At 37.2% G+C, this 16,369-nt stretch carries 31 protein-coding genes; 2 read left to right on the plus strand and 29 right to left on the minus strand.

The window, feature by feature from the left end; all coding sequences use genetic code 11:
* Positions 1 to 461: 461 nt before the first annotated feature.
* The 29 genes from rplQ to rpsJ form a co-directional block, all read right to left on the minus strand.
* On the minus strand, positions 462 to 848 hold the full coding sequence (gene rplQ, locus N7659_RS06335; protein WP_263276342.1) for a 50S ribosomal protein L17: 387 nt from the start codon (positions 846 to 848) through the stop codon (positions 462 to 464).
* A 14-nt stretch (positions 849 to 862) separates the two neighbouring features.
* Positions 863 to 1,801: a DNA-directed RNA polymerase subunit alpha gene (locus N7659_RS06340; protein WP_199568285.1), complete on the minus strand. Its 939-nt coding sequence runs from the start codon at positions 1,799 to 1,801 to the stop codon at positions 863 to 865.
* A gap of 50 nt (positions 1,802 to 1,851) precedes the next feature.
* Positions 1,852 to 2,235, minus strand: a complete 384-nt coding sequence (gene rpsK / locus N7659_RS06345) for a 30S ribosomal protein S11 (RefSeq protein WP_199568284.1) — start codon at positions 2,233 to 2,235, stop codon at positions 1,852 to 1,854.
* Positions 2,236 to 2,259: 24 nt separating this feature from the next.
* The gene (gene rpsM, locus N7659_RS06350) at positions 2,260 to 2,625 is read right to left on the minus strand and encodes a 30S ribosomal protein S13 (protein WP_199568283.1); all 366 of its coding nucleotides are present in this window, start codon (positions 2,623 to 2,625) and stop codon (positions 2,260 to 2,262) included.
* 18 nt (positions 2,626 to 2,643) lie between these two features.
* Positions 2,644 to 2,760 (minus strand): 50S ribosomal protein L36, encoded by a 117-nt coding sequence (rpmJ, locus tag N7659_RS06355; protein ID WP_000868345.1) that lies wholly within the window; start codon positions 2,758 to 2,760, stop codon positions 2,644 to 2,646.
* A gap of 24 nt (positions 2,761 to 2,784) precedes the next feature.
* Positions 2,785 to 3,003 (minus strand): translation initiation factor IF-1, encoded by a 219-nt coding sequence (gene infA / locus N7659_RS06360; RefSeq protein ID WP_001040189.1) that lies wholly within the window; start codon positions 3,001 to 3,003, stop codon positions 2,785 to 2,787.
* Positions 3,004 to 3,123: 120 nt separating this feature from the next.
* Complete coding sequence (locus tag N7659_RS06365; RefSeq protein WP_263276343.1) at positions 3,124 to 3,762, minus strand: adenylate kinase; 639 nt, start codon at positions 3,760 to 3,762, stop codon at positions 3,124 to 3,126.
* 76 nt (positions 3,763 to 3,838) lie between these two features.
* Positions 3,839 to 5,146: a preprotein translocase subunit SecY gene (secY, locus tag N7659_RS06370; RefSeq protein ID WP_263276344.1), complete on the minus strand. Its 1,308-nt coding sequence runs from the start codon at positions 5,144 to 5,146 to the stop codon at positions 3,839 to 3,841.
* A gap of 16 nt (positions 5,147 to 5,162) precedes the next feature.
* Positions 5,163 to 5,603, minus strand: coding sequence for a 50S ribosomal protein L15 (gene rplO / locus N7659_RS06375; protein WP_199568280.1), 441 nt, complete (start codon positions 5,601 to 5,603; stop codon positions 5,163 to 5,165).
* A gap of 124 nt (positions 5,604 to 5,727) precedes the next feature.
* Positions 5,728 to 5,910 (minus strand): 50S ribosomal protein L30, encoded by a 183-nt coding sequence (rpmD, locus tag N7659_RS06380; protein ID WP_199568279.1) that lies wholly within the window; start codon positions 5,908 to 5,910, stop codon positions 5,728 to 5,730.
* Positions 5,911 to 5,923: 13 nt separating this feature from the next.
* Complete coding sequence (gene rpsE, locus N7659_RS06385) at positions 5,924 to 6,418, minus strand: 30S ribosomal protein S5 (protein ID WP_199568278.1); 495 nt, start codon at positions 6,416 to 6,418, stop codon at positions 5,924 to 5,926.
* An 18-nt stretch (positions 6,419 to 6,436) separates the two neighbouring features.
* Entirely contained in the window at positions 6,437 to 6,793 is a 357-nt protein-coding gene (gene rplR, locus N7659_RS06390; RefSeq protein WP_026216744.1) for a 50S ribosomal protein L18, read from the minus strand.
* Between the two features lie 95 nt (positions 6,794 to 6,888).
* Positions 6,889 to 7,425: a 50S ribosomal protein L6 gene (gene rplF, locus N7659_RS06395; RefSeq protein WP_263276345.1), complete on the minus strand. Its 537-nt coding sequence runs from the start codon at positions 7,423 to 7,425 to the stop codon at positions 6,889 to 6,891.
* Between the two features lie 69 nt (positions 7,426 to 7,494).
* Positions 7,495 to 7,893, minus strand: a complete 399-nt coding sequence (gene rpsH, locus N7659_RS06400) for a 30S ribosomal protein S8 (RefSeq protein WP_263276346.1) — start codon at positions 7,891 to 7,893, stop codon at positions 7,495 to 7,497.
* A 67-nt stretch (positions 7,894 to 7,960) separates the two neighbouring features.
* Complete coding sequence (locus tag N7659_RS06405; protein WP_001085699.1) at positions 7,961 to 8,146, minus strand: type Z 30S ribosomal protein S14; 186 nt, start codon at positions 8,144 to 8,146, stop codon at positions 7,961 to 7,963.
* 17 nt (positions 8,147 to 8,163) lie between these two features.
* On the minus strand, positions 8,164 to 8,706 hold the full coding sequence (rplE, locus tag N7659_RS06410) for a 50S ribosomal protein L5 (protein ID WP_018369830.1): 543 nt from the start codon (positions 8,704 to 8,706) through the stop codon (positions 8,164 to 8,166).
* Positions 8,707 to 8,729: 23 nt separating this feature from the next.
* Complete coding sequence (rplX, locus tag N7659_RS06415; RefSeq protein WP_199568275.1) at positions 8,730 to 9,035, minus strand: 50S ribosomal protein L24; 306 nt, start codon at positions 9,033 to 9,035, stop codon at positions 8,730 to 8,732.
* A 74-nt stretch (positions 9,036 to 9,109) separates the two neighbouring features.
* Entirely contained in the window at positions 9,110 to 9,478 is a 369-nt protein-coding gene (gene rplN / locus N7659_RS06420) for a 50S ribosomal protein L14 (RefSeq protein WP_199568274.1), read from the minus strand.
* 24 nt (positions 9,479 to 9,502) lie between these two features.
* On the minus strand, positions 9,503 to 9,763 hold the full coding sequence (gene rpsQ, locus N7659_RS06425) for a 30S ribosomal protein S17 (RefSeq protein ID WP_018369827.1): 261 nt from the start codon (positions 9,761 to 9,763) through the stop codon (positions 9,503 to 9,505).
* 27 nt (positions 9,764 to 9,790) lie between these two features.
* Positions 9,791 to 9,997 carry a 50S ribosomal protein L29 gene (gene rpmC, locus N7659_RS06430; RefSeq protein ID WP_199568273.1) on the minus strand — a complete coding sequence of 69 codons (207 nt, stop codon included), beginning with the start codon at positions 9,995 to 9,997 and terminating at the stop codon, positions 9,791 to 9,793.
* Positions 9,998 to 10,006: 9 nt separating this feature from the next.
* Positions 10,007 to 10,420, minus strand: a complete 414-nt coding sequence (gene rplP / locus N7659_RS06435) for a 50S ribosomal protein L16 (RefSeq protein WP_199568272.1) — start codon at positions 10,418 to 10,420, stop codon at positions 10,007 to 10,009.
* A 3-nt stretch (positions 10,421 to 10,423) separates the two neighbouring features.
* Positions 10,424 to 11,077, minus strand: coding sequence for a 30S ribosomal protein S3 (rpsC, locus tag N7659_RS06440; protein WP_199568271.1), 654 nt, complete (start codon positions 11,075 to 11,077; stop codon positions 10,424 to 10,426).
* Positions 11,078 to 11,089: 12 nt separating this feature from the next.
* Positions 11,090 to 11,434, minus strand: a complete 345-nt coding sequence (rplV, locus tag N7659_RS06445; RefSeq protein ID WP_199568270.1) for a 50S ribosomal protein L22 — start codon at positions 11,432 to 11,434, stop codon at positions 11,090 to 11,092.
* A gap of 15 nt (positions 11,435 to 11,449) precedes the next feature.
* Positions 11,450 to 11,731, minus strand: coding sequence for a 30S ribosomal protein S19 (gene rpsS / locus N7659_RS06450; RefSeq protein ID WP_000533766.1), 282 nt, complete (start codon positions 11,729 to 11,731; stop codon positions 11,450 to 11,452).
* Positions 11,732 to 11,815: 84 nt separating this feature from the next.
* On the minus strand, positions 11,816 to 12,649 hold the full coding sequence (gene rplB, locus N7659_RS06455) for a 50S ribosomal protein L2 (RefSeq protein ID WP_199568269.1): 834 nt from the start codon (positions 12,647 to 12,649) through the stop codon (positions 11,816 to 11,818).
* Positions 12,650 to 12,666: 17 nt separating this feature from the next.
* A complete protein-coding gene (locus N7659_RS06460; protein ID WP_199568268.1) occupies positions 12,667 to 12,963 on the minus strand; it encodes a 50S ribosomal protein L23 in 297 nt (98 codons plus the stop codon).
* Positions 12,963 to 13,586, minus strand: a complete 624-nt coding sequence (gene rplD, locus N7659_RS06465) for a 50S ribosomal protein L4 (RefSeq protein WP_199568267.1) — start codon at positions 13,584 to 13,586, stop codon at positions 12,963 to 12,965. The genes N7659_RS06460 and rplD overlap by 1 nt, the downstream gene beginning before the upstream one ends.
* Before the next feature lie 25 nt (positions 13,587 to 13,611).
* Entirely contained in the window at positions 13,612 to 14,238 is a 627-nt protein-coding gene (rplC, locus tag N7659_RS06470; protein ID WP_199568266.1) for a 50S ribosomal protein L3, read from the minus strand.
* A gap of 76 nt (positions 14,239 to 14,314) precedes the next feature.
* A complete protein-coding gene (rpsJ, locus tag N7659_RS06475) occupies positions 14,315 to 14,623 on the minus strand; it encodes a 30S ribosomal protein S10 (protein ID WP_018369818.1) in 309 nt (102 codons plus the stop codon).
* Positions 14,624 to 15,126: 503 nt separating this feature from the next.
* Here rpsJ and N7659_RS06480 point away from each other — a divergent pair.
* Both N7659_RS06480 and N7659_RS06485 read left to right on the plus strand, forming a co-directional pair.
* Positions 15,127 to 15,663: a hypothetical protein gene (locus tag N7659_RS06480; protein WP_263276347.1), complete on the plus strand. Its 537-nt coding sequence runs from the start codon at positions 15,127 to 15,129 to the stop codon at positions 15,661 to 15,663.
* Positions 15,664 to 15,668: 5 nt separating this feature from the next.
* The gene (locus N7659_RS06485; protein WP_263276348.1) at positions 15,669 to 16,214 is read left to right on the plus strand and encodes a hypothetical protein; all 546 of its coding nucleotides are present in this window, start codon (positions 15,669 to 15,671) and stop codon (positions 16,212 to 16,214) included.
* The last annotated feature ends 155 nt before the right edge of the window (positions 16,215 to 16,369 follow it).

The following is a 16,369-nucleotide window of genomic DNA, read 5'->3' on the forward strand; positions in this document are numbered from 1 at the left end:
TTTTTGACAGGTTACTTTCATAACCCTGCACGTTTGGTTTCTTGTCTTGTTCAGTTTTCAAAGGTCATGCTCTTTCGAGACAACTATTATATTCTAGCACCTCAGCTAAGCTTTGTCAATACATTTTTAAGAAAAAGAAAAAATAATTTTATATTATTTCTACAATTACTTAATCTATAAGATAAACAAAGTATTATTAATGATTTTAAAATAGTAAATCATTAAGGGTAACAATATCATTATACTATAAACATATGTTTTTTAACAATAAAATGATTTTTAATAAAAACGCCTGCTTACGACATTTTTTTATACCACAGATAAAAAAATGTCGTAAACAAGCGTAAGCGTTAGATAGCAATATGATGAGTGTTACCGCCGAAAGTAATCGGCGGTAGACCAGAGCTAGACTAAGAATAATAGTATTCCATCATCATAACACTCAACAAAATTGATAAAAATTATACTAATTCAATAATTGCCATTGGTGCAGCATCCCCACGGCGTGGTTCTGTTTTAAGAATACGAGTGTATCCTCCATTACGTTCTGCATAACGTGGTGCAATTTCAGTGAATAGTTTTTGCAATGCAGATGTAGATGTGTACTTTTCAGTAGCTTCATCAAAGTTTTCTGATGCAATTTCGTTGCGAACAAATGCTGCTGCCTGGCGACGAGCGTGTAAATCACCACGTTTACCAAGAGTAATCATTTTTTCAACGGTTTTACGAATTTCTTTTGCACGAGCTTCTGTTGTCACAATAGATTCATTTATAAGAAGATCTGTCGTCAAATCACGAAGCATTGCTTTACGTTGTGAGCTAGTGCGTCCTAGTTTACGGTAAGCCATTTTTTCCTCCTGTTTTATTTATCGTTTTTTAATCCTAGACCAAGTTCAGAAAGTTTTAATTTCACTTCTTCTAAACTCTTACGACCAAGATTTCTAACTTTCATCATTTCTGGTTCTGTCTTTTCTGTTAAATCGTAAACAGTATTAATGCCTGCACGTTTCAAACAGTTATATGATCGAACAGATAAATCAAGTTCTTCAATAGTACGATCGAATACTTTTTCATTGGAAGCTTTCTCAGTTTCTTTCATGACTTCAGTTGTTTTTGCAATTTCTGTCAAATCAGTGAAAAGATTTAAGTGCTCAATTAAAACACGAGCAGATAAGCCCAAAGCATCCTCGGGTATGATTGTACCATTAGTCATAATTTCAATCGTTAATTTATCAAAGCCATCATTACTACCGACACGGGCAGGTTCAACTTGATAGTTAACTTTTTTAACAGGCGTATAGATTGAATCTACTGCCAATGTTCCTACAGGTGCATTTTCTTTTTTATTCTCTTCAGCAGGAACGTAACCTCTTTTTGTTGCAACAGTCAATGTTGCTCTAAAGCTAGCTCCCTCAAGAATAGTAAATAAATAGTGATCTGGATTAACAATTTCAATATCACTATCTGTTAAAATATCTCCTGCGGTAACTTCCATAGGTCCTTGAACATCAAGTTCAATTGTCTTTTCGTCTTCAACGTGAGATTTTACAGCAAGTCCTTTAATATTAAGAATAATTTGCATCACATCTTCACGCACACCAGGAATAGTATCAAATTCATGGAGTACTCCATCAATTTTAATAGATGTTACTGCTGCACCTGGAAGTGAAGATAAAAGAACTCGACGAAGTGAATTACCGAGAGTTGTTCCATAGCCACGTTCTAGTGGTTCGATGACAAATCTTCCGTAATCTTTATTTTCATCAATTTTTGTTATTTTTGGTTTTTCAAACTCAATCATGTCGTTACTCCCTCTTAAACGAAAAGTTGTGTACTAGTTGTTTTTTACGATTATACACGACGACGTTTTGGAGGGCGAGCACCATTATGTGGTACAGGTGTCACGTCACGAATAGCTGTTACTTCTAGTCCTGCAGCTGCAAGAGCACGAATAGCAGATTCACGACCTGAACCAGGGCCTTTAACAGTTACTTCAACTGTTTTTACGCCATGTTCTTGTGCTGACTTTGCCGCTGCTTCTGCAGCCATTTGTGCAGCAAATGGTGTTGATTTACGAGAACCTTTAAAACCAAGTGCACCAGCTGATGACCATGCAAGAGCATTACCATGCACATCAGTAATCATAACAATAGTATTGTTAAACGTTGCATGAATATGAGCAATACCAGATTCGATATTCTTTTTCACACGACGCTTACGTGTTGGTTTAGCCAATTTCTTTACCTCCTATTTTATTTCTTATTTTTTCTTACCAGCAATCGCTACTGCTTTACCTTTACGAGTGCGGGCATTATTTTTTGTGTTTTGTCCACGGACAGGTAGTCCACGACGATGACGGATACCACGATATGATCCAATTTCCATCAAACGTTTGATGTTCAAGTTCACTTCACGACGAAGATCACCTTCAATTTTGATTTTATCCACTTCACGACGGATAGCATCTTCTTGATCTGATGTTAAATCTTTAACGCGAACATCTTCTGAAACACCTGCAGCTTCTAAAACTTTTTTAGAGGTTTGCAAACCAATGCCATAAATGTATGTTAATGAAATGACAACACGTTTATCATTTGGTATATCAACTCCAGCTATACGAGCCATTTTTTCTCCTTTCTATTTTTATCCTTGACGTTGTTTGTGTTTTGGATTTGTAGGACAAATTACCATAACACGGCCATTACGGCGAATTACTTTACAGTATTCGCAAATTGGTTTAACCGATGGTCTTACCTTCATTTTTAATCCCTCCAATTATTTCGATTATTTAAAGCGGTATGTGATACGTCCTCTTGTTAAATCATATGGACTCATCTCTACAGTAACTCTATCACCTACTAAAATACGAATATAATTCTTTCGGATCTTTCCTGATACAGTTGCTAGAATTTGATGCCCATTTTCCAATTCAACAGTGAACATTGCATTAGGCATTGTTTCAACAACTTTACCTTCAATTTCAATCACATCTTCTTTTGCCACGCAAAAGCACCCCCTAAATTTCGATTTGATTCCCTCTATAAAATAGAGGTAACAGTTATAAGTCAGACTAGCCTATTATATCACGTCTTATAGTCTTATGCAAGTAAGTTTAATCATTTGTTACAAAGACGAAATAACCTTTGAAATGTTTGCAAACACTGCATCGATTTCATCATTTCCTTCGATATCATGGACGATACCTTTTTTACGATAGTGAGCAATAATCGGTGTTCCTTGTTCGATGTTAATATCTAAGCGACGTTTAACCGTTTCTGGTTTATCATCTTCACGTTGATAATAATCATTTTCATCATATCCAGCTGCTGGTGGGTTAAATACTTTATGGAAAGTCTCCCCCGTTTCACGATGAATAATACGACCACTTAAGCGTTCTAAGAGAAGTGATGGGTCAACTTCAATATTAACAACACCATCTAGCGACATGTCCAACTCACTCAAAATAGCATCTAGGGCATCAGCTTGTTCAATTGTTCTTGGATAACCATCTAGCAGAAAACCTTTTTCAGAAACGTCGGCTTGTGCTAATCGCTCTTTGACAATACCATTAGTCACTTCATCGGGAACTAATTCTCCCTTATCCATATATGACTTAGCTAAAATTCCCATCTTAGTTTGGTTAGCGATGGCAGATCTAAACATGTCTCCTGTAGAAATGTGGATAATACCAAATTTTTCAACAATTTTAGCCGCCTGTGTTCCTTTTCCTGCACCCGGAAGTCCCATAATTAAAAGATTCATTTTTTTCTCCATCTATTTTGTCATTCACTAGTGACTCATAAAATAAAATAGAAGGTTGACAAAGTCAACCTATATTCTATTCAGTTATGTTAATGAAACCAACATATTTCTTCTTCAAAAGATAGCCCTCAAGCTGTTTCATACCTTCAATACCTGTCGAAATAAGGATTAACAAACTTGTTCCTCCTAAAGCAACGGTTGATGATAAACCAAAAAGCTGTTGAGCTGCAATTGGCGTTAAAGCAACAAACGCTAGGAAAAGCGATCCTACTGTAGCCAATTTTTTGAGTAAAGAAGTCATGTAGTCTTGAGTCTCACGTCCAGGTCTAACACTTGGTATATATGACGCCCCTTTTTGTAAATTCTCTGCTGTTTTTTCAGGGTTTACCTGAACAAAAGTATAAAAGAATGAGAATAAAACAATTAAGATGGCGTAAACAACCATTCCAGCTGGATTTTGGAAGTTTAACGCTTGACTTAGGGTGTTTAACCAAGGAATATCTTGATTTCCTGTTTGGAGGAATTGAACCAAGGTTCCTGGAATAGTTGTGATAGAACTCGCAAAAATGACAGGTATCACACCTGCTGGATTAACTTTTAGAGGCAGGTATGAACTTGTTGGAGCTCCTTGAGCTCTCTTAGTGTATTGTATTGGAATCTTATACTCAGCCTGTTGCACAAACGTTGTAAAGAAAACAATTGCAAGAACAGCTAAAGTAAAGATACTAATAAATATTATAGAATTTGTCAATTCACTTGGGCGAATATTGACAAAGTAATCTTCATAGATAGTTGAGATAGAGCCTGGTATAGCAGAAATAATCCCTGAAAAGATTATCATCGAAACGCCATTACCAAATCCTTTATCAGAGATTTGTTCTCCCAACCAAGTGACAATCAAGCTTCCTGTCGTTAATATGCATCCAATGAGAATATATGTTTGTGCATTAGGTGTTTCTACTAAAGCAACTGTTGATAGGGCACTAAACCCTGCTGTAATCCCAATAGATTGGAAGAAAGCAAGAAACAAGGAAATATATCGAGTAGCCTGATTTAATTTTCTTCTACCAACTTCTCCTTGTTTGCCCCATTCAACAAACTTAGGTAAGATATCCATTTGAAGCAACTGTACAACAATCGAAGCGGTAATGTAAGGACTTACTCCAAGAGCAAAAACAGAGAAGTTTCTCATGGCGTTACCACTCACAAGATTAAGCATATTTAAGAAAGGTAAATCGCTCAACTGCTCAAGGCTTTTTGCGTTAATTCCAGGTACTGTAATATGAGTACCAACACGGAAAACAAAGATAATAAAGATAGTAAAAAGAATTTTTTTCCTAACATTTTTTATCTTTAAAGCATCTTTCAGTAATTTAAAAAACATAATGAGCTACCTCTCATTAGATGACTTCAACAGAACCACCTTTAGCAACAATTGCAGCTTCAGCACTCTTAGAAAACTTAGATGCTTTAACTGTCAATTTTTTAGTTAATTCGCCATTACCAAGAATTTTGATTCCTGATTTTTCAGCTTTTACAAGCCCTGATTCAACAAGAACAACTGGTGTTACTTCTGTACCATCTTCAAAAATATTTAATTGATCAAGATTTACTAAAGCATACTCTTTTGCGTTAATGTTAGTAAATCCACGTTTTGGCATGCGACGGAACAATGGTGTTTGTCCACCTTCAAAACCTAAACGAACTTTACCACCGCTACGAGCTTTTTGCCCTTTTTGACCACGACCAGATGTCTTACCATTACCAGATGATGATCCACGACCAACACGATTGCGTACTTTACGAGAACCTTCAGCAGGTTTTAATTCATGAATTTTCATTTTTTCTCCTTTTTGTAAAATGCTAACGCCTTTGTAAAGATAAGGTTCTCTCTACAAAAACTCGCCTATACGTTAATTCAGTTCAAGACACCATGAAAAAATCAAAGTGTCTTGGTTATTATTTTTAGTTTACGTCTTCTACAGTGACTAAATGAGATACTGTGTTGACCATACCACGAATAGCTGGTGTATCATCTTTAACAACAGAACTATTTAGTTTACCAAGTCCAAGTGCAACAACTGTTTTACGTTGTGCTGGAAGGCGTCCGATTGGAGACTTAGTCAAAGTAATTTTAATTTGAGCCATGATATCTCCCTTCTTATCCTAACTCTGAAACAGGAACACCACGAAGTGCGGCAACCTCTTCAGCGCGTTTTAATTGTTTCAATCCTTCAACAGTTGCACGAACAATGTTGATTGGAGTGTTTGAACCTAATGATTTAGAAGTTACATCAGCAACACCCGCTAATTCGACAACGGCACGAACTGCACCACCTGCAGCTACACCAGAACCCTCGATAGCAGGTTTCAACAATACACGAGCACCGCTATAGTTTGAGCGAACCTCGTGAGGAATTGTTGTGCCAACCATTGGAACTTCAATCATGTTTTTCTTAGCAGCTTCCACTGCTTTACGAATAGCTTCAGGCACTTCTTGGGCTTTCCCTGTACCAAAACCTACGTGACCGTTACGATCACCAACAACTACTAGAGCAGCAAAGCGAAGACGACGTCCACCTTTTACAACTTTTGTAACACGGTTAATTGCAACAACGCGTTCTTCAAGTTCTACTGCATTATCTTTAAATGCCATTATTAAGTGTCCTCCCTATTAGAATTTCAATCCGTTTTCACGAGCTGCATCAGCTAAAGCTTTAACACGGCCGTGATAGAGATATCCACCGCGGTCAAACACCACTTCAGAAATACCTTTAGCTCCTGCGCGTTCAGCAATCAGTTTACCAACAACAACGGCTTGTTCAGTTTTAGTTCCTTTTGAAACGTCTTTATCAAGAGTTGAAGCGCTTGCGAGCGTGACACCCGCTACGTCATCAATCAATTGAGCGTAGATGCCTGTATTAGAACGAAATACGTTCAAACGTGGGCGATCCGCAGTTCCAGAAACTTTACCGCGTACGCGACGACGGCGTTTTTGGCGGATTTTATTTTTATCTGGTTTCGAAATCACAATTTTCACCTCTTATTTTTTAATATTGAAAACAGTTAATGTAATTAGGTGGTAGGTGCTTTGTAAACCATTGTTTACAAAGATACCACACCTTATTATTTACCTGTTTTACCTTCTTTAAGTCGAACAAATTCTCCAACGTAACGGATTCCTTTACCTTTATAAGGTTCTGGTGTACGAAGGCTACGGATATAAGCCGCAGTTTGTCCAACAACTTCTTTGTTAATCCCACTGACAAGAATTGATGTTGCTGAAGGAACTTCAAATGTGATACCTTCTGGAGCAACCACTTCATCTTGGTGAGATTTACCAACTGAAAGAACTAACTTATTCCCTTGAAGTTGAGCACGGTAACCAACACCACGCATTTCAAGAGCTTTTTTAAATCCTTCTGAAACACCAACGACCATATTATTTAGGTTGGCACGAGTTGTTCCATGGATGGTTTTCATTTCTTTTGAGTCGTTTGGACGATGAAGTGAAATTTCACTACCATCAATTTTAATTTCAATGTTTTTATTGAACTCACGAGTAAGTTCGCCTTTTGGGCCTTTGACAGTTACAACATTATCTTTATTGGTGATTTCAACACCAGCAGGTAATGTGATAACTTTATTACCAATACGTGACATATTTATTTTCTCCTGTTAGATTGTCAAGTCATAGTATGACTAGTTTTCACGGGGTGATAAGAATAATTCTTACCAAACGTATGCAAGCACTTCTCCACCAACATTTTTTTGGCGTGCTTCTTTATCAGTCAAAAGACCTTCAGAAGTTGAAATGATTGCAATTCCAAGTCCATTAAGAACTTTTGGAATATCTTCACGTTTTGTGTAAACACGAAGACCTGGTTTTGAAATACGTTTTAAGTTAGTGATAACACGCTCACCGTTTTGTCCATATTTAAGGAACAAACGAATAACACCTTGTTTGTCATCTTCAATATATTCAACGTTTTTTACAAAACCTTCACGTTTAAGGATTTCAGCAATTCCTTTTTTAATATTTGATGCAGGTGCTTCAAGAACGCTGTGTTTTGCTTGATTAGCATTACGAATGCGTGTTAAAAAGTCTGCAATAGGGTCAGTCATAACCATTTTATTTTTCTCCTCTTACTAGTAGTTTGAATACTCACTTGCTAGTTAATGTTCAATTAAGTTCAGATTACCAAGATGCTTTAGTAACACCTGGAATTTGTCCTTTGTATGCTAATTCACGGAAGCAAACACGGCAAAGTTTAAATTTGCGGTATACCGAATGTGGGCGGCCACATCTTTCGCAACGAGTGTAAGCTTGCGTTGAGAACTTAGCAGGGCGTTTGTTCTTAGCAATCATTGATTTTTTAGCCATTATATTTACCTCCTATGTTATTTTGCAAAAGGCATTCCTAAGCCTTTAAGCAATTCACGTGATTCTTCATCGGTATTTGCTGTTGTAACAATAACAATGTCAAGACCACGAACTTTATCAACATCATCAAAATTAATTTCTGGGAAAATCAATTGTTCTTTAACACCAAGTGTGTAGTTCCCACGTCCATCAAATGATTTCGTTGGAACGCCGTGGAAGTCACGGACACGAGGTAATGATACTGATACTAATTTATCTAGAAACTCATACATGCGTTCACCACGAAGAGTTACTTTAGCACCGATAGCAACACCCTCACGAAGACGGAAGCCGGCGATTGATTTTTTAGCTTTAGTGATGAGTGGTTTTTGTCCAGAAATAAGTGCTAATTCAGCTGCAGCTTTTTCTAAGTTTTTAGCGTTTGAAACTGCATCACCAACACCCATGTTAAGAACAATTTTCTCAACTTTTGGTACAGCCATAACTGATGAATAATTAAATTTTTCAGTTAATGCTGGGATAACTTCTTTAAGATATTTTTCTTTTAAGCGATTTGCCATTATACTTCTCCTTTCCTTCGTGATTAATCAAGCACTTCGCCTGATTTTTTGTTGTAACGGACTTTTTTGCCGTCAATAACTTTGTAGCCAACACGTCCAGCAACACCGTTTTTATCTAACACTTGTACGTTAGAAACATGAATTGGTGCTTCTTTTTCGATGATTGCCCCTTGTGGGTTGTCATTATTTGGACGTTGATGTTTTTTCATCATTGCTACGCCTTCTACAATAACTTTGTTAACTTTTGGTAACGCAGTCAAAACAACGGCTTCAACACCTTTGTCTTTACCAGCGATAACGCGAACTTTGTCGCCTTTTTTTACAAACATTGAGTTGTTCTCCTTAAAATTTCTTACGCCCTAATGGGCACCCTAGTAAACTAGGGGACTAGTTTGTTTTTTAATTAAAGTACTTCTGGTGCAAGTGATACGATCTTCATGTAGCCACCTTCACGTAATTCACGTGCAACAGGGCCGAAGATACGAGTTCCACGAGGTGTTTTATCATCGCGGATAATAACTGCAGCATTGTCATCAAATTTAATGTATGAACCATCTGGACGACGAGCTCCTGATTTAGTGCGCACAATAACTGCTTTGACAACATCACCTTTTTTAACAGCGCCACCAGGAGTAGCTTGTTTTACAGATGCAACGATAACGTCACCAATGCTTGCGAACTTACGTCCTGAACCACCAAGAACTTTAATGGTCAAGATTTCACGTGCGCCACTGTTATCAGCAACTTTCAAACGAGATTCTTGTTGAATCATTCTAATTTTCTCCTTTCAGGCTTATTAAATAATTATAGCTTCTTCAACCACTTCTACAAGACGAAAACGTTTTGTAGCTGATAGTCGACGAGTTTCCATGATACGAACTTTGTCGCCAGTCTTAGCGATGTTGTTTTCGTCATGTGCTTTGTACTTTTTAGAATAGTTGATACGTTTACCATAGACTGGGTGGTTACGTTTTGTTTCAACTACAACTGTGATTGTTTTATCCATCTTGTCAGACACGACACGTCCAACTAGGGTTTTACGTTGATTACGTTCCATAATTAGAATTTCTCCTTTCCCAATCTATTATTTCATTTCAGATTGCACAGTTTTAACACGTGCAATTTGCTTTTTCACTTCGTGTAAACGGGCAGTTTGATCAAGTTGACCTGCTGCAGCTTGAAAACGAAGGTCAAATAATTCTTTTTTGAGTTCGCTTTCTTTTTTAGCAAGTTCTTCTTGAGATAAGCCACGAAGTTCTTTTACAAAATCTTTAATTTCTTGAAGTTTCATGTCTTCTCCTTATTCTGCTTCACGTTTTACGAATTTGCATTTAACTGGTAGTTTGTGGCTTGCAAGACGAAGTGCTTCACGAGCGATTTCTTCAGAAACCCCACCAAGCTCAAACATCACTTTACCACGTTTTACTGGAGCTACCCAACCTTCAGGTGCACCTTTACCAGATCCCATACGCACACCGATAGCTTTAGCGGTGTATGATTTATGAGGGAAAATTTTAATCCAAACTTTACCGCCACGTTTCATGTAACGCGTCATAGCGATACGAGCAGCTTCTATTTGACGGTTTGTTACCCAGTGGCTAGTTGTTGCTTGAAGACCATATTCTCCAAATGCTACAGTTTTACCACCTTTTGCTTCACCACGCATTTTCCCACGGAATTCACGACGGTGTTTAACACGTTTAGGTACTAACATTTGTTATTTACCTCCTTTAGTGTTTTTACGAGTTGGAAGAACTTCTCCACGGTAAATCCAGACTTTAACACCTAACTTACCATAAGTTGTATCAGCTTCTTCCCAAGCATAATCAATATCTGCACGAAGCGTATGAAGTGGAACTGTACCTTCTGAATATCCTTCGCTACGAGCAATATCTGCACCATTTAAACGACCAGATACTTGTGTTTTAATTCCTTTAGCACCTGCACGCATAGTACGTTGAATAGCTTGTTTTTGTGCACGACGGAAAGCAACACGTTGCTCAAGTTGACGTGCAATCCCCTCACCCACAAGATGTGCATCTAAGTCAGGTGATTTAATTTCAATAATATTGATATGTACTTGTTTACCAGTCAATTTGTTAAGTTTTGCACGCAAAACATCAACATTTGATCCACCTTTACCAATAACCATACCTGGTTTAGCAGTGTGAAGTGAAACAATGACTTTGTTAACTGCGCGTTCAATTTCAATTGTAGAAACTGATGCATCAGCTAATTGTTTTTGGATGAATTTACGGATTGCAAGATCTTCATGAAGGTAATCCGCGTATTCTTTTTCAGCATACCATTTCGCATCCCAGTCACGGATGATTCCGACACGCATACCAATTGGATGTACTTTTTGACCCACGATTTTACCTCCTTATTTTTCTGCCACAACTACTGTGATATGAGTAGTGCGTTTGTTGATTGGTGACGCTGATCCTTTTGCACGTGGACGGAAACGTTTCATTGTTGGTCCTTCATTTGCAAATGTTTCAGAGACAACCAAGTTAGCTTTTTCCAAACCAAAGTTGTTTTCTGCATTGGCGATTGCTGAGTTTAAAACTTTTTCAATCACTGTAGCAGCTTTGTTTGGAGTGAATTTTAAAATTGCGATTGCATCAGCAACACTTTTCCCACGAATGAGATCAAGAACAAGTCGTGTTTTACGAGGTGAAACACGGACTGTACGAGCCATTGCTTTAGCTGAAGTAATTTCTGCCATTGTGTCCTCCTCCTATTATTTACGACGTGTTTTCTTGTCGTCTGCTGCGTGACCTTTGTAAGTACGAGTTGGTGCAAATTCACCAAGTTTGTGACCTACCATGTCTTCTTGAATGTATACCGGCACATGTTTGCGTCCATCATAGACAGCAATTGTATATCCGATGAAACTTGGGAAAATCGTTGAACGACGTGACCAAGTTTTAATAACTTTTTTCTTTTCGTCATTAGCTTGAGCTTCAACTTTTTTCATTAAATGCTCATCGACGAAAGGTCCTTTTTTAAGACTACGTCCCATTTTTATTTTTCTCCTTTAAATAGTGTACCACAACGGCTTGCGCTATTAGTTGGCGCTACCGAGCTGGCGGATTAAGCAATCTTATTATTTTTCGTTACGACGACGAATAATAAGTTTGTCTGATTTAGCTTTCTTATTACGAGTTTTAAGACCAAGTGCTGGTTTACCCCATGGTGTAGATGGTGATTTACGACCAACTGGCGCTTTACCTTCACCACCACCGTGTGGGTGATCGTTAGGGTTCATAACAGAACCACGAACTGTAGGACGGATGCCTTTCCATCTGCTACGACCTGCTTTACCAAGGTTAACAAGTCCTTGTTGCTCATTTCCTACAACACCGATTGTTGCACGGCAAGTTGATAGAATCATGCGAACTTCACCTGATTGTAAACGAACTAAAGTGTATTTCCCTTCAGTTCCCAATACTTGAGCAGAAGCTCCAGCAGCACGAACTAAGGCGCCACCTTTACCTGGTTTTAATTCTATGTTATGAACAACTGTACCAACTGGAATGTTAGCTAATGGAAGAGCGTTACCCACTTTAATATCAGCGTCAGGTCCAGATACAATACGTTGACCTACTTCAAGTCCTTTTGGAGCGATGATATAGGCTTTAACACCATCTACATAGTGCACAAGAGCAATATTTGCTGAACGGTTTGGATCGTATTCGATTGTTTTAACGATTGCTTCAACACCATCTTTATTACGTTTGAAGTCAACCAAACGGTAATGGCGCTTGTGTCCTCCACCGTGATGACGAACTGTAATACGACCTTTGTTGTTACGGCCAGCTTTTTTCTTCAATGATACAAGCAATGATTTCTCAGGAGTGTTTGTTGTAATTTCAGCAAAATCCAAAGAAGTCATGTTACGACGGCCATTTGTCGTTGGTTTATAAACTTTAATACCCACGTTAATTCCTCCTTAGATTATTCTGCTTCTGCCGCAAACAACTCAATAGCTTTTGAATCAGCTGTAAGTGTTACGATTGCTTTTTTAGTTTTGCTTGTGAAGCCTGTATAGCGACCTACACGTTTTGCTTTAGGCTTAACGTTAACAGTGCTAATACTCGCTACTTTAACACCTTCAAACACAGCTTCAACAGCTTGTTTGATAAGGAGTTTGTGAGCGCGAGTGTCGACTTCAAAGGTGTACTTGCCTTGTTCAAGAGCAAGCATAGATTTTTCAGTGATAACTGGTTTTTTGATTACATCGTACAAATTCATTATGCAAGAACCTCCTCAATTGCAGAGATTGCTTCTTTAGTTACAAGAAGTTTATCGCTATTCACGATATCAAGAACACTTGCAGTTGTTGCAGTTGCAACTTTTACGTTTGGAATGTTGCGAGCTGAAAGAGCTGCAAATTTGTTTTCCTCTTCAGTAATAACAAGCACTTTTGAATCGACATTTAACGCCGAAAGAACTTTTGCAAAATCAGCTGTTTTTGGTGCTGCAAATGAAAGAGCATCTACAGCTACAAATTTTTCTTCAGCTACTTTTGCTGAGTAAACTGATTTCAAAGCAAGACGACGAACTTTTTGTGGAAGTTTGTAGCCATAAGAACGAGGTGTTGGTCCAAAGACTACACCACCGCCACGCCATTGTGGTGAACGGATAGAACCTTGACGAGCACGTCCAGTTCCTTTTTGACGCCATGGTTTGCGACCGCCACCAGAGACAGCAGAGCGGTTTTTAACTGCATGTGTTCCTTGGCGTAGACTAGCACGTTGGCTAATAACAACATCAAAAACAACTGATTCATTTGGTTCGATACCAAACACAGCGTCATTTAAGACAACTTCGCTAACTTCTTTACCAGTTTGGTCAAATAGTTTTACTTTTGCCATTTTAACTGTTTTCCCCTTTCTTTAATTATTTAGCAGCTTTAACTGCTGATTTGATAGTGATAAGAGATTTCTTAGCACCTGGTACATTACCTTTAATAAGGATAGCATTCTTTTCTGGAATAACTTGGACAATTTCAAGGTTTTGAATTGTCACGCGTTTGCCACCCATACGTCCTGCCAAACGTTTGTTTTTGAACACACGGTTTGGAGCAACAGGTCCCATAGAACCAGGACGACGATGGTAACGAGAACCGTGAGCCATTGGCCCTCTAGATTGTCCGTGGCGTTTGATAACCCCTTGGAAACCTTTACCCTTGGTAGTACCAGTAACATCTACAACATCTCCGGCTGCGAATGTTTCTACAGTAATTTCTGAACCAACTTCTAAGCCTTCAATGTTTTTGAATTCACGAATGAAGCGCTTAGGAGCCGTATTAGCTTTTGCTACGTGACCTTTGGCAGGTTTGTTACTCAATACATCACGTTTGTCATCAAAACCAACTTGGATAGCTTCATAGCCATCAGTTTCAACAGTTTTCACTTGAAGAACAACGTTTGGTGTTGCTTCAATGACAGTAACAGGGATAAATTCACCAGATTCAGTGAAGATTTGAGTCATTCCCACTTTTTTCCCTAAGATTCCTTTTGTCATGAGAAAATATTTCCTTTTCTTTTTTTATAGTGAAAAGTTTTTTTACGAGCGCTTTTCATACTCTTTTGAAATCAAATTATAGTTTGATTTCGACGTTAACACCACTTGGAAGATCTAACTTCATAAGAGCATCAACTGTTTTTTGCGTTGGGTTCACAATGTCGATAAGACGTTTGTGAGTACGCATTTCAAATTGTTCACGCGAATCTTTATATTTGTGAGTCGCACGAATAACAGTATAGAGACTACGTTCAGTTGGTAATGGTACAGGACCAGCAACTGTTGCACCTGTGCGTGTCGCAGTTTCTACGATTTTTTCTGCCGCTGTGTCAAGTGTACGGTGTTCGTACGCTTTCAAACGGATACGGATTTTTTTATTTGCCATCTTTTCTCCTCTCGTCTATTTAAGATAATAGGCTAGCTCCACAAGAAAACCGACAAGTGATTGCGTGGCAATGCAACCAAGCGTGTCGCAACCTCTTGCATCAAAGCTAAGGCTGTTTTTTTACAGCACTAGAATATAATAACAAAATAACAAAGTGATTGCAAGGGATTTGGCAATAAAATTTGATTATTTTTTGATAAATAAGAGACTCCTCAAAAATAAAACTTATTTTAAAAAATAGTATTTTCCTATTTTGTATATTATAGTAGTAGAAAGATAAGGGCAATACTCTTTTGTTTTAAACAAAATTATAAGAAACAATTCTGCTGCTATTCTCCAGTTGATTCTATATGCTTAAATTCTGTTGAAGTGGAAATTAATCTAATCCGCTATCTGACTTACAACTGGTTAATAAAATGATATAATACTTGAAAAATGATGTTTTCATTTAAATAGAATTGATTGACATTAAGAAGAACAGACCAATAAGCAGCGAGGAAACAGTGTTACTAGACAAAACAAAGTTATCCCTAGTTAGAAACAAAAATTCTTTTATTTATGTAGATCTAACAGACGACCAATTTTATGAAGTGATGGAACCTCAAAATATTATTCCAGAAAACAAGTACCTTGTGGTTGCTTATATTGCTGGTGGTAGTCTTATCAAACAACTTGATCACTTCTATCTACCAATATCTCATTTTCAATTTAACTTGATACTATTGTTACTATTTTTATTTTTAATAACCTTATACTCTAGAAAACAACTGAAAGCTCTGGATAAAGAATTACCAGCCATTCCTTTAACCCTTTCGTTAGCACAAAAAAAGGAAATAATAGAAGAAGCCAAACAAAATGTAAGGATTAATCAGTATATCTTTTTGACTTTGATTGTTTTATGGACACTATCTGTTTTCTTATTTTTGTTTTTCTCAGTGACTTTGTTTCTAATCAGTAGTCTGGTGTTCTGGTATGTGCTAAATTTACTTCGCCCTACCCTTAAATTAAAAGAAAGAAAACACTATTTAGCTCTTAGGTAAAAACGATGAAAAAAACATTAATTTCTTTAGGTACCTTTAAACAAGACGATATTTTTTATGATGCTAACTTAAAAAAGATTTTTTCAAGTCCAAGTAATCCTAAAAAATTAAGAGGGTATTCAATCCATATCGCAGCAACCTTGCTATCTCTACCAATGATAAACTGGTTAAATAAACACTTTATTTCTCTTCAAATGGTTGGTAATATTTTAGTAGCCCTTGTGTTTTGTCTGATAACCCTGTACTTTACAGAACAATATGTCATAAAACTCTATGATAATATAGAAGTAAGAGAGCATTTTTTCTCCTCTTTGGATTATGAGGAATTTTTAACTCAGGAAAACAAGAATTCTAAAATTGTTGTTATCCTTTGGCAATGTCTTATCTTTCTTACAGTTTTTCTGCTCTTGCTTTTTATCATAACAGCTGTATTTACATTTTTATTTCTTGGAATATTGATGCTATTTGCCACTTCCCTATTAACCTATTCAAATGTTCTTGAACGTTATAGGATTATTAAACAACTAAATAAAGAGTTATCTAACAACTAACCTAATAAGCCACTTGATAATTCAAAAAACTAAAGATGATATTTTTAGTTAGACTGTCATAAAAGCAAGATGGTTTTTCAAATACAGATTCCGTTAATCAATTCTCAAAATAAGTAAAAGACTTCTTTTTACAAAAGAAGTCTTTTACTTATTGA

It is taken from the genome of Streptococcus sp. CSL10205-OR2 (genome assembly GCF_025660655.1).
Lineage (GTDB): Bacteria > Bacillota > Bacilli > Lactobacillales > Streptococcaceae > Streptococcus.